A 13,340-nucleotide genomic window follows, 5' to 3' on the forward strand; every position below is an offset into this window, starting at 1 on the left:
CCTCCCTCCTAATCCTTATGCAGTGGTGAACCTTTTCTTATGGAGTAGCGGATCGGGCTTGCGCATCCTGTAGCTTCTGGGCCACACCTTCGACGGGACCGCCCATCATAATTTCCTGCAGACCGTTGTTGATGACTTCAGCCGCTTCTGCAGACAGATAAGCATCGTATACCGGCGTAATGCCTGTGGATTTCACCAGGTTAAAGGCTTTGTAGTACAAGGAGGTAACTTTGGACTCATCAATTTCGGTATCGTACATGACCATGGAGTTGCTCTCGGCAATCGCTTTTTGCGCTTCCGGTCCGCTCACGGCATAAATCAGTTCAAGCGCCAATTCTTTTGCTTTCCCTTCGGTTCTGCTGCTAAGGGCCAGTCCGCCGCCAGCGCCGCCGGAGATGGTGTTAGCCTCACCTTTACCACCAGGAATCGAAGGCAGAGTAGTGACTTCAATATCCTTCATTTGCTCCTCCGAGGAAGAAGCCGCCAGGTTCGTGAGTGTCCATGCACCGCTGATCATCATCGCTGCATTGCCTTGGATGAAATACTGCTCGGCTTGCGTGTTGTCGATGCTGTTGGCACCTTCTTGGAATGCTTTGTTGTCGACGAGCTCTTTGAAATAACCAAGTGCTTCGATAAACTCAGGATCGGTGAATTTCGCGCCATCCTGTGCTGCCGCTTTCTTGAACCATTCGGTGCCTGTCACACGGTCGGCAATCGATCCGATAATGGTGGATTGCGCAACCCATGGCGCTTTGTTTCCGAGCGCGATCGGCGTAATGCCGTTATCGTTGAACGTTTTAACCGCCGCCATCATTTCTTCCCAAGTCGTTGGAACCTTTACGTTATGTTTGTCAAACATTGCTTTGTTGTAGTAGAGAATCGAAGTTGCGGACATGCCTAGTGGAGCGGAGTAGATCTGGCCGTCCTCGAACTCGTATGGATCAAACGCTCCCGGCAGGAATTTATCTTTCCAATCCGAATGAGCATCGAGCACCTCTGTAATCGGCTGAAGCAGTTTCGCCTGATGAAGCTCGGCTGACTGGCTTCCTGCATATACGAAGAATACATCCGGCATTTCATTCGCAGCCGCAACGGTGCTCAGACGTTGACGGTAACCGTCCGGCGGAATCGCTTGTGCATCGAGCGTAACTTCAGGATGATCCTGAGCAAACTGATCGATAAAACTTCGGACTGATTTGGCACGCAGGTCATCACCGGCAAAGTTATGCCAAATGGTCAGCTTGACCTTCTCTTGATTCCCCTCATTTCCCCCCGCCTGCTCCTTGCTTTGCCCGCCTCCGCAAGCTGCAAGGACCAGTGACATCATCAGCAGTACAAGACCTATTTTACGTTTTGGTCTCATGGTCAATCCCCCTTTTTAATATACGAAAATGATGAAGCGTCTTAAGATGATTAGTCCAAGTATATAAAAGGATATAACGCTTACATAGGGGATATAATTCAGTCCATAGAGGGACAAAATTCAGGATTTGCCCGATACTCCGACGGGGTTTGTCCCGTCCATTTCTTGAACAGGCGGTTAAAATACTTAATATCCTCATAGCCGATTTCATTCGCGATTTCACTGATTTTGGCTGGCGTTTCCCGCAGCAGGTGCATCGCTTTTCGCAGTTTCGCCTGGGTCACGAATTCGATATAATTCTGCCCGGTTTCCTTCTTGAACATCTCGCTGAAATAGTTGGGGTTCATATGGACATGCTTCGCCACTTGTTGAAGCGACAAGCTCTGCCCCAGATGCTCATGAATGAAGGATATCGCTCGCTGGACAGGACTGGTTGTTGAGACCATATCACGATACTGCTTCATGATGAGCTCAAGGGAATCGACCAGCACCTTCTCCGGCGTCTTTGTCAACTCGCGTATATCGTACGTCTCTTCCACTTTCACCGGAGTGGCATAGCCGATAGATGTTGCAGCCCGTATGAGCCAGCGCTGTGCCGAGATGATCAGGGAATGCAGGTAAGCCTGAACCGAGCCGGGCGTCGCCTGGCCCTGGCTTTGGATGCGTCGCAGCAAATCCGTCACCCATGCCTGCAAGTCGGCGGATTGTCCAGAACGCAGCAGGGAGGACAGCTCGGTTTCTTCTTCCATCGAACATACCGTTCGGATGCCTTTACGTCCTTCGATATCTTCATAACGGATATGCCGTTCCGAATGCAGCAGCCACTCGTAAGAGCTGGCTTCTACCGCGGTGCTCAGCGCAACAGGGAGTTCCCTGACACTGGAAACCGGCCGACCGCTGGCTGCCGTAATACGGCAGTCGTGCGCAGATTCCATCTTCCGAAGAGCGGAATCTACTCGCCCCCATCCACTATTCGGTTCGGTTCGCACCAACAGAAGCACCGAGCCGTTCCACTCCAGCCACGCACCCTGCAGCCCTTCGGCCATCGCTGTACCGATTAAGCTATGCAGCTCGCCAAGCGCAAAGCGCTCCTCTTCCTCTTGATGTAACGGATGCACCGATAGCATCCAGATCTGCAGCACCGAGCCATTCGTTTCCAATCGCAGCTGAGGATATCGCTCCCATAATTCCGCCTCGGCGTGCCCATCCGGCGGAGCACCGGACGCCAGCAGTCTTCGCAGAAAGCCCCGGCTGACCACCAATTCCTGCGCCCTTCCCTTCGCTTGACTAAGTCTTCGCTGTAACAATCGCTCTCTTGCTTGTACCGCAGCCTCGATAATTTCCCCGGGCCTGCTCGTCTTCAGCAGGTAATCGCTCACGCCTTCCCGCATCGCCTTCTGCGCATATGAGAATTCATCGTATCCCGAGATGACAATGATTTCGATCTCGGGATACTGCTGCTTGACTTCATGCGCCATATCCAGTCCGCTCAAGCCCGTCATGCGAATGTCGGTAAAAATAATTTCGGGCATTTCAACGGGAATACGCTGAAGGGCTTCCTCCGCTGAAGCCGCGGGCGTCAGCACCGTAAAGCCGTTATCGGCCCAATTGATCACTGTACTCAGACCATTTCGAATGATCACTTCATCATCAACGATCAGTACCTTCAATGTCGCCATCCCCTTTGCTGGATCATTCAGATTGTTGAATTTCAGGTAAATCAGGTATCGTAAACATCACCCGTGTTCCGGCTCCTTCCGTGCTCTCTACACGCAAGCCCGCATCCTTACCGTAATGAAGAAGCAGCCGCTTGTGGACATTTCGCAGCCCGTAGCTTCCGCGCGGGGTCTGCCCCTTCTCGTACTGCAGCGGATTCTCAACCAGCTGATCCTGAAGCCACTTCAGGCGCTCCGTTGTCATCCCGATGCCATCGTCCTCCACCATGAATTGGATTCCTTCAAATTCACGGTGTCCGCGAATCGTAATCGTCCCCATCCCGTCACGGCTCAAAATACCATGCAGCATGGAGTTTTCAACCAACGGCTGCAGCAGCAACTTTAACATGGTGTGCGGATACAGCTCTTCCTCCACATGAACCTCAAACTTGAACTTTTCCGGATAGCGGATGGTTTGAATATTTACGTAATGTCGGACATGCATGATTTCCTGCTGAATCGTGCAGTATTCCTGCCCATTATTGAGACTGAACCTCAAGAAATCGCTGAGCGATCCCACCATCTCGGCAATTTTCACATCCTGGTTCATCAGCGCCAGCCAATGGATGGATGACAGCGTATTGTAGAGGAAATGCGGATTGATCTGCACCTGCAGCGCATGCATATCCGCCTCCTTCTTCAGCGACTCGTTCAGCTTCACTTCGTCGGTAAGCTTCACAATCCGGGAACTGAGTCGGTTGTAACTGATAATGAGCTGCCCGACCTCATCGACCGTCTTAACCGGGAGTGCAGGCAGAGGCTCCTCCGGGCTTGAGTTCTTGAGGAACTTCGTTAACACGGACAGCGGATTCGTAATTTTCTGGATCAGGAAAAGAACGAGTATAATGGCCAGCAGAATGGCCACGGTGACGGCAACTGCCGTCAATTTGATGAAGTACTGGTTCTGGGAACGGTATTCCTGTGAGGGAATAATGCCGACCAGTTTCCAGTTCACGCTGGACATTTTCTTATAGAGAATGGTCTTCTTGTTGCTTCCCTCGCCATAGTCTATATTTCCGCTGAGCCCCTCAAACTCTCCAATCGAAGGATAGTAGTCTGCAAGCGTAAGATTGGTCTCCATATCCGGCGGACCAGCAATAATCCGGTTATTCTCGTCAAGAAGAAGGACAAACCCGGTCTTCTCCAGGACGGCTTGCCTGAATTGATTGGCAATGACGCCCTGGTCCAGGTTGATCTGCAGATTCCCGATCGGCTTATATTTATCCGTGCTTCGGATCGGTCTGGCCAGCGTAATGACTTTCCTAACGCCTTCAAAGGTCCACTGCCGATGAACAAAGGACCACCATTTGGGATGCTGCTCGTAATAGTCGGGGACCATCTCGGTAATATTCCGGAACTCGGAGCGTACCAAGGATTTGTGCGAGATGGCATCTTTGCTGCCGAGCGGTTCGACGATGATATTAGCGATATAATCTTTGGAAAAGGCCAAGTTCGTCAAAAAATTAATAACCGTCGTCTGCTGGACGTAGTTGCTCTGCTCGGTCTTCAGATAGGCTTGAACACCGGTATGCCCGATGAGAAAAAGCGAGATATTCTCCACGTCTTTGACCATCGTATCCAGGTAAGCTTCCAGCTGCCGAAGCGTATTCATTCCTGTAATCTTGGCCTTCTCCTCAGTCAGGCTCTTGGCTATGTTAAAAGAGAAAATACCGAGAAACAGCAGCGGCACCAGCGTAGCGATAATAATAAGTAACGACAATTTATGCTTCAGCGATTTCCCAAGCCATTGCTGCATAAAAACACCTCGTTCAAAGTCCCTATGGTATGGGCTTGTTATATTACTTGACATTGTATGCGTTTACTTCGAATTCACTCTCTTTTACTAGCAAAAATGTGTCAGGTTTATTAACTATCTTAGAGGAACCTTAAGACTCAAGTAAATGGTAATAAAGTCCTATGAAAGGGGGTGAAATCTTCTTGCATATGTTCTATAGGCACCATTCCTACTGGTTCCTTTTCGGAGATCATGGAGGGGATAAATCGGAGGTATTGGATTAAAAAACACAAAAAGGGCGCAGCAGCACCCTTTTGATTAACGAAGCATATCATTCTATCAAGCTTTATGCTTCTAGTCCATGATCATAACATCTTATCAGATATGCGTTTATATGTAGATCTAAAGTTTTACATCACTAAACCGTTACTTCCCCTATTCTTCCAGACTACTATACTCCATGCTATCCACCACAAACTGATTCAACTCTTCATCAAATCGGTATGTTATTTGCAGATCCCCGGCGAAGCCGGCCGGACTGATGCTTCCTGCCGCTTCCGTAACAAGCCGCCCTTCCACTAGACTGTGTCTGACAACGGCTCCGAAACCAAGCTTATCATATAAGTAGCTTTTATCCTTGGAATCATCCTCAATCCTTTGGACATACTCCTTTCCGTCGATCAAAAGCTTGATAACAAAGTGATCCGCATATTTCTCGATGTTGGATTGCACATGGTTCAATACCGCTTGTTCCAATGATTCGATAGGGATCTCCTTCAGAGTCTCTGCGTCGACAACATGCATCTCCCCCATGTAAAGCCCCGTGCCGGTCCCGTCCACGTAGAACACCACAACATCAGGCTTGCCATCGCCTGTCACATCCCGGTATTGAATGACGGGTTTACGCGTACCGTCTCCACCATTCCAGTCTTCAAAGACCCGCTTCCTTCCTTCAACCTCGACCACCATGCCTTCATATCTTCCGTATTTCGTTGCGCTTACCGGATACAGCTTTACATACCCGTTCTCCTCCGCCGTTGACACGTCGACATCCGGCGTATAGATGTAAATCATTCTCTCCTTCGTATCCCAGCCTACTTCTGCATCATACAGCTCCGCTATAAATCGGATCGGAACCATAACGTGGCCATCCTTTAACGCTGCGGGAATGGATAGTGAATATGCCTTCCCTTTTCCCTTCGCCTTCAGGCTTCCCATCTCTAATGTGACTTGATCGGCACCTGTGTTGACAGTTACCGTCTTGTTCTTGTTGTTCCAGTGAAGCTGCATAGGTTTCATGTAGTACTTCATAACGCGCAAGGGAACCAGCGTTGTCTGATTCAAAATGACGGGATTGACATCCGTCGTAACAATCCAATGATTGATGTTTAATTCCATTTCCTTCTTGGGTGCAGCTTCAGCCTGATCCTGAACGAAGGCACTCATCAGCATCGTGGCCGCTATGGCGCCGCTTACTGCTATTCTTGTCCATTTCCGGGTGATCATGTTCTCTAAATCTCCTTGGTTTGTGATATTCGGTAATGCTTATATAACTAAAACGCATCGTGACCGGGATTGGTTCGTTCATATCAATAAATGATATAAATACTTCCTCTATCGTCCCCTTCCTGCCAGGCCTCTAATTATTCACCCCATTCAATGTCAAAAATCATGACCACGCTCCTTCTGTTATGTTAGAATCAGATAAGATTGTTATATTATGGAATAAAGAGTTCGAGGTTATCATTCCGGTTCCGGGAGAACCCTGCAAGGAAAATGTAGAAGGGAGGCGAGCCATATGAGTATAGGTAGTTCCAGTTCCATGTTTCATTTATGGCCCATGTTGATCTTAATCATAAACGGACTTTTTATGCTGCTTGGTTTGTATGCATTGTATCTGCTCATTAAACTTTTGATTCGAGCCATAACAGCTGTCGAACTCTACATCGATGAGAAAAGAAACCGGCGGTTGTGAAGGTAAACTTCAGTTAATTCAGGGTTGAAACCACTGAATCTCCTGTGGTAAAGTCTAGGCAACCAGAAATGAAAGGGTGAACCAAAAGCCAATGATCTACTAATCCTGTCCCAAACATTGGAAAAACACTTCGTTACGAGGTTTTTCGGGATAGGATTCGTGCGGCTTTTTTTATATGTGACGGGTAGATGCTTGAAGCTTCTTTACAAATGAAGCCGGTATCTTCTTTTGTCCGTATTCAGCCTCCTATTCCGAAATCTCGGAGTGGGAGGCTTTTTTTTAAGAGTAAGAAAGCATCAACTTCAGAGACCTGTCATCCTTATCTCGCAAGAGTAGCTTCCACTATACGCGGAGACTTGGATATGCTCAGACCCATGAAGAATCCGTCTTAAAGCATTCCTAACAACTTTCTATACAAGGAGGCATATTTGCATGCAGATCATAACACAGGAGTACAAGACAGCGAATCGGGAGTCGGGACCTTATGGTATTACGACAGGACAAGATGGGGCCATATGGTTCACGGAACATAAAGGAAACCGGATCGGACGGCTCACCAAGAATGGGGATATGCGCACGTTCGACTTGCCGACACCGGATGCCGGGGTTATGTCCATCCTATCTGCCCGTACCGGTGACCTCTGGTTTACGGAGTACAAAGCGAATAAAATCGGAAGAATGACAATGGAAGGAACATTTACGGAATTTGAACTGCCTGAAGCCAACTCGTCTCCTTACGGCCTGACGGAGGGTCCGGATGGAGCCATATGGTTCACCGAGCTAAACGGCAACCGAATCGGAAATATAACGCCGACAGGCGTTATCACGGAATATGCCTTACCACGCGAAGGCTCGTACCCTTCCTATATTACAGCCGGTCCGGACGGTGCGTTGTGGTTCACGGAAAACCAGAACAACTCCATCGGACGGATTACGGTGGACGGGGAGATTACCGAGTACCGGATTCCAACGGAGCAATCCGGCCCGGTCGGCATCACGGCAGGTGCCGATGGCGCCCTATGGTTTGTTCAAATCAACGGCAATCAAATCGGACGGATCACAACGTCCGGGAACTTCACCGAATATAAGATCCCGTTTGAAAACGCAAGGCCCCACGCTATCACGGCGGGTGCTTCCGGATATCTCTGGTTTACCGAATGGGGGGCCAATCGAATCGGACGAATTACCTGTACCGGGGACATTACCGAGTACCCGATCCCAACCCCCTCCGCAGAACCTCACGGTATTACCGTGGATCCCGGGGGCGAGGTCTGGTTCGCCGAGGAATGCGATCAGATCGGCCGGTTTACGATTCAATATTAGGTTTAGGATGCCAACATATTGCTCCGCCCCTAAAAGAAAGCCCGTGCAGCTTGTTGCCGGGCTTTTCCAGCGTGAAGCTGCCCCAGCTTGTTTCTTCATCTATGGGAATGTGATAGATTAAATGGATACTTAGAATTATTTCTCTTAGGAGACCGTCCGATGATGAACCCAAATCAAACGTTAGATGATATACAATGGCAGACATTAATTCAACAAACCGCAGGTTTTTTCAGCGATTTGACCATTAAACGGGGATTTCAGTATTACAAGCAAGGCCGTGTTCACGCAAGCGAGCTGATAGATCCTCCCGGGATGATCGAGGCTGCCGTAGATGGAACGGAAACCTACCGTGTCAAGCTTCATCTTCACTCCCTGAGTGACAGCGAGTGCAGCTGCCCCGTTAACGAAGGCTGCAAGCATATGGTGGCTGTTCTGCTTGACTATGCCCAGCTTCAGGGCCGTTCCATTCATGCCCTGGTTAATGCGCATTCCACTACGTATGCTCCCACCTCTTCATATGACCGAAGCGAGTCCGACTTCAGTCCAGCGCAGGAACGGCCATCTGCCGGAGCATCGAAGTGGAGAGTCAAGGCGGACCATTTGCCCGAGCTGCCCATCTCCGCATGGCATGAGCTGTTCGAAGTTTGCACGGCTTCGCTGGGAGCTAATACGCAGAATTCGTTTTACGCCAAAAATGCACTGGCCTCCCTCCATCACATCAAACCGCCGATGCCACCGGATATGGAGTCATTATACGAGCTTCATGCCCATCTCTTTATTCTCGAGAAGCTGGTCAAGCAGCCCGCCAGTGCCTGGAATTCCTCCGGCTCCTACATTGGCTATCATACGCAGGTAGCAGCCGATCATATCCTGGCCAGAATCGAGCGCATCTTCCATGAAGGGCTGGAAGACAGCGAAGATGGAGAGGCATTCAAGCAGCGACTTACCGAGACTATCTCGTTTGTCCGGCGGAGCATGCTGGGCGAGCCGCGGAACCGTAAATTTTACGCGCAGGTCTATATGCAGCTCTGGATGTACTGGATCTATCCGTTTGCGAAAAAAAGCACCCGCTTAATCGAGGCGGAGTTAGAGCAGCTGCAGGCAGCCGAAGCCGAATTCGGCAACACCCTCTCGCGTGCCTCGTGGTATATGGCACAGGGCTTAATGTCCTTCTACCTCGGACAAGACGAAACATCTTGGAGCCTGATCAGAGAAGCAGACAAGGTGAGCAGTCTGTCCCCGGCTTCTGTCCTAGGCTTCTTCGACATGCTGCATTCGGGGCAACAATGGGAACGCTTAGCCCGCTGGCTCCCGGAGATCGGCCCGCTGCTTGGCAGTCACCGCAGCGAGCATCTCAGCAGCTATCAATTCTACTGGGATGCCGTCATAGCGCACCTGCCCGAGGAGGCTGAACGGATGTGGAGCAGTCTTGCCGACATGCTTCCTTATTCGAAGGACATCTATCAGAATGCCTTGATCACACACGGCAGATGGCGGGAATGGATCGACTACCAAATAAGCACAGGCAGGGAGCCGCTGGAACTCCGGGTCAGCGAGCTCGCGCCGATTGAGAAGAATGCGCCCGAGCTGCTGCTGCCTTTTTACCATCAGGCCGTCGAGCGGTACATCCTTCATAAGAACCGAGCCGGTTATAAAGCAGCCGTCAAGCTGCTCAAACGGTTGGCCAAGCTATATAAAAAGCTCAAGCAGCAGGAGCGCTGGGATCTGTTCATTATCTCGTTGTCCGTACGAAACAGCCGGCTTCGCGCATTCCAGGAAGAGCTGCGGAGAGGAAAGCTGATATCATGAGCAGACACACCGAAACCATCACGGTTCACATGGCACTAAGCGAATATGGAGATGCCGTCCTATACGGATCTACCGTCATGCGGGGTTACGTGTCCGGACAATACCTGAAGCATCGTTTATTCGCCTGGCACGAAGCCTCCTTCTACGGAACAGAGCTTACCGTTCAATCCGTTCAGGATATGGAAGTGGTCATCCTGCCTTCCGAGCAGGTCATACCGTTCTTTGCGGATGCACGCCTGCTCGAACATATTGAGTGGATATGGGATGAGGATTGCCTTCCCTTCATTGAAATTGCACCTTCGCTGGCAGCTTGCATTCAGGACAAGCAATACGCGCCGAGCCTGAGCGCCTTCAAATCGGGCAGGCTGCAATGGATCTGGGATGCGGAGGCGTTCACAGCGGAAGAGTTGTCCCGTCTCTCCCTGCTGGATGCAGACGAGATATGGAATGAGGGCTTACGGGCGGCGTTCTCTGCCGCCGTTGAAGATCAGTGTTACGGCAGCGAAGAGGCCGCGGCTGACCTGCGCAGGGAATACCCCCTTCTCTTCTCGCCGAACCGCACGGCAGCCGAAGGCATGGACGACAAATCCTGGCTGATCGCTATCGGATGGCGACCGGATACCGCTCCGTTCCGGCCCCTCCTGCAATTGCTGGAGCCGGACGAAGAAGAAGCCGAGTGGCGTCTTCGGCTCGTATTGCAGGACAAGCAAGACGCCGCATCGCTTGCAGTCGTTCGTCTGGCCGAAGACGGGCAGGCATACGGATCATGGCCGGAGACATGGACGGCCCATATCAAGGAGCGATCCTCCGGCTGGCTCCAAGGTTTGCAAGCAGCACTGCCCGCACGTATGCTTCACGCTCCGGCTGAAGACGTGCTCGGTACGCCTCTGTCCGACGAGGCGGCATGGCAGTTCCTGACCGCGGACAGCCAGCGGCTGCTTCAGTCAGGCTGGCTGGTCCTGCTGCCCGCTTGGTGGGAAGCCGCCAGCAAGAAAAAACCCAAGCTGCGGGCGAAAGTGCGCTCGGGCGAAGGCGAGAACGCCGAGCGAAGCAGCGGCGGTTCCCTATTCGGTCTGGACGCGCTGGTGAATTTCGATTGGCGTATCGCCATCGGCGAAGCTACTCTTTCCGAGGCCGAATTCGCGGAGCTTGTTGCCCGGAACGAACGGCTGGTACGGTTCCGGGGCCAGTGGATTCCGCTGGATCCCGCTCTGGTCGCCCAAATCCGCCAGATGATGGCGGGCGTAGACCGTGAGGAAGGTCTATCGTTTCAAGATATTCTGCACCTTCACCTGCTTGGGAACAACAATGAGTCCGAGCAGACTCAGCAGGATGCGGAGGAAGCGCGGGACCCGGAACGGATCAAGCTTGAGGTGGAGCTGAACGAGCACCTCGTGAAGCTCATCGGCCAGCTCGGCCGGCAAAGCGAGTGGCCGAGCCTCCCTGTCCCCGCCGGGCTGAAGGCCGAACTGCGGACTTATCAGCATGACGGGTTTGCATGGCTTGCCTTTTTGCGGCGTTACGGGCTCGGTGCATGCCTTGCCGATGACATGGGTCTTGGCAAAACCGTGCAGTTTATCGCCTACCTGCTGCACGTGAAGGAGACAACGATGCAGCGGGAAGAGAGACGCCTCCCTTCCCTGTTGATCTGTCCCACCTCGGTGCTGGGCAATTGGCAGAAGGAGCTTGAACGGTTTGCCCCGTCGCTCCAGGTCATGCTTCACTACGGCGGCAAACGAAGCAGCAGCGAGGATTTCTATAAAGAGGCCTACCAAGCCGATATTATCCTTACATCTTATGCTACGGCCACGCTCGATCAAGAAATGTTAAGAGACATGAAGTGGGAAACGATCGGCATCGACGAGGCCCAGAACATTAAGAATGCCGACACCAAGCAATCCGCCGCCGTGCGAAGTTTTCCGGCAAGACATCGCGTTGCCTTAACCGGCACACCGATTGAGAACCGGCTGTCCGAGCTGTGGTCCATCTATGACTTCATCAATCCCGGATATCTCGGCAGCCTGCGCGCGTTCAATCTCCGGTTCATCCAGGCCATCGAAAAAGATAAAAACGAGCAGCGAACGGCCGATCTGCAAAGGCTGATCAAACCCTTCATGCTCCGGCGTAAGAAGAAGGATCCCGCGATCCAGCTCGATCTGCCGGACAAGAACGAGATGAAGACTTATATCCATCTCGCAGCCGAGCAGGGTGCGCTTTACGATCAGACCGTGACCAGCCTCCTGGAACGCATGCAAAAACTCGAGGGCATCGAGCGCAAAGGCGCCATTCTGGCAGCTCTTACGCAGTTCAAGCAGCTCTGCGATCATCCGGCGCTGCTTACGAAGGAGCCGCTCCCGGAATTGCCGGGAGGCGGCGGCTTGCTTGACACCGAAGCCGTCGTCAGCCGTTCGGCCAAGCTGGAACGGCTGCTGTCCATGGTGAAGGAGCTGCGGGACGAAGGCGAACGCTGCCTGATCTTCACCCAGTATATCGGTATGGGCGAGATGATGCGGCAGGTGCTGCATCAAGAGCTTGGGGAGCCCGTGTTGTACTTGAACGGCAGCACGCCCAAGCGGACGCGCGACCGCATGATCGAGCAATTCCAGTCCCAGTCGCTCCCGCCTGAAGAGCAGCCGAACGTCATGATCCTCTCGATCAAGGCCGGCGGCGTCGGCCTGAATTTGACCGCCGCGAATCACGTGTTCCACTTCGACCGCTGGTGGAACCCCGCAGTGGAGAATCAGGCTACCGACCGCGCTTATCGGATGGGACAAACCAAGGATGTCCAGGTGTACAAGTTCATCTCCATGGGGACGCTCGAAGAGCGGATCGATGAGATGCTGGAGAGCAAACAGCAGCTAAGCGATCAGGTTATCGCAAGCAGCGAAGGCTGGATTACCGAGCTGTCTACCGATGAGCTGAAGGATCTGTTCACGCTGCGGCGCGATTGGGCTTAATTGTCATTATCAAGGAGTAAACGAATAGTCGATCGTGGACACTCGGCCCCGAAGAGATGGAGCATAGCGGAATCCTGTGAAACTCCTAGGCGGGGCACAAGTGTCGCTCTATAACGACGATATCGTTGAATAGCAGAAAGCCCCGTGTGCGGACACGGGGCTTTTGTTATTTGGAGGAGTTTAATACTTGGAGTAATTTTCGTTTTGTTTACACGCATGAAGCTTGTATAGCTAAGGTTTCTAAGATTCAAACCAGTTGAAGTACTTTGTCTTGGGTAATTCGGTGCAACCTGAGGTGCTTTCGCTTATGAAGATAATCCGCCTCAACTTGAGGTACTCTCGCTTACGCAGGTAATCCACTCAACTTAGGGTACTCTCGATTACGAGGGTAATCCGGGCAACTTGAGGTACTCTCGATTACGCAGGTAATCCGGGCAACTTGAGGTACTCTCGATTACGCAGG

Annotated in this window: 7 protein-coding genes; 3 read left to right on the top strand and 4 right to left on the bottom strand. The window is 51.8% G+C overall.

The window, feature by feature from the left end; translation table 11 throughout:
• Window positions 1-37: 37 nt before the first annotated feature.
• From PLA01S_RS20640 to PLA01S_RS20655, 4 genes are all read right to left on the bottom strand, one after another.
• Complete coding sequence (locus PLA01S_RS20640) at window positions 38-1,363, bottom strand: extracellular solute-binding protein (RefSeq protein ID WP_100539857.1); 1,326 nt, start codon at window positions 1,361-1,363, stop codon at window positions 38-40.
• A 98-nt stretch (window positions 1,364-1,461) separates the two neighbouring features.
• On the bottom strand, window positions 1,462-3,033 hold the full coding sequence (locus PLA01S_RS20645; RefSeq protein ID WP_127593829.1) for a response regulator transcription factor: 1,572 nt from the start codon (window positions 3,031-3,033) through the stop codon (window positions 1,462-1,464).
• Window positions 3,034-3,055: 22 nt separating this feature from the next.
• Complete coding sequence (locus PLA01S_RS20650; RefSeq protein WP_127593830.1) at window positions 3,056-4,834, bottom strand: sensor histidine kinase; 1,779 nt, start codon at window positions 4,832-4,834, stop codon at window positions 3,056-3,058.
• Between the two features lie 414 nt (window positions 4,835-5,248).
• Complete coding sequence (locus PLA01S_RS20655; RefSeq protein WP_127593831.1) at window positions 5,249-6,319, bottom strand: copper amine oxidase N-terminal domain-containing protein; 1,071 nt, start codon at window positions 6,317-6,319, stop codon at window positions 5,249-5,251.
• Between the two features lie 901 nt (window positions 6,320-7,220).
• Between PLA01S_RS20655 and vgb(C) the strand changes: the two genes are divergently transcribed.
• The 3 genes from vgb(C) to PLA01S_RS20670 all read left to right on the top strand — a co-directional run bounded on the left by vgb(C) (window position 7,221) and on the right by PLA01S_RS20670 (window position 12,877).
• The gene (gene vgb(C), locus PLA01S_RS20660) at window positions 7,221-8,111 is read left to right on the top strand and encodes a streptogramin B lyase Vgb(C) (protein ID WP_127593832.1); all 891 of its coding nucleotides are present in this window, start codon (window positions 7,221-7,223) and stop codon (window positions 8,109-8,111) included.
• Window positions 8,112-8,270: 159 nt separating this feature from the next.
• Window positions 8,271-9,920, top strand: coding sequence for an SWIM zinc finger family protein (locus tag PLA01S_RS20665; RefSeq protein ID WP_127593833.1), 1,650 nt, complete (start codon window positions 8,271-8,273; stop codon window positions 9,918-9,920).
• Window positions 9,917-12,877 (top strand): DEAD/DEAH box helicase, encoded by a 2,961-nt coding sequence (locus PLA01S_RS20670; protein ID WP_127593834.1) that lies wholly within the window; start codon window positions 9,917-9,919, stop codon window positions 12,875-12,877. Before PLA01S_RS20665 ends, PLA01S_RS20670 begins: the two co-directional genes overlap by 4 nt.
• The last annotated feature ends 463 nt before the right edge of the window (window positions 12,878-13,340 follow it).

The sequence above is a fragment of the Paenibacillus lautus NBRC 15380 genome (genome assembly GCF_004000945.1).
In the GTDB taxonomy this organism is placed as follows: Bacteria; Bacillota; Bacilli; order Paenibacillales; family Paenibacillaceae; genus Paenibacillus_AQ; species Paenibacillus_AQ lautus.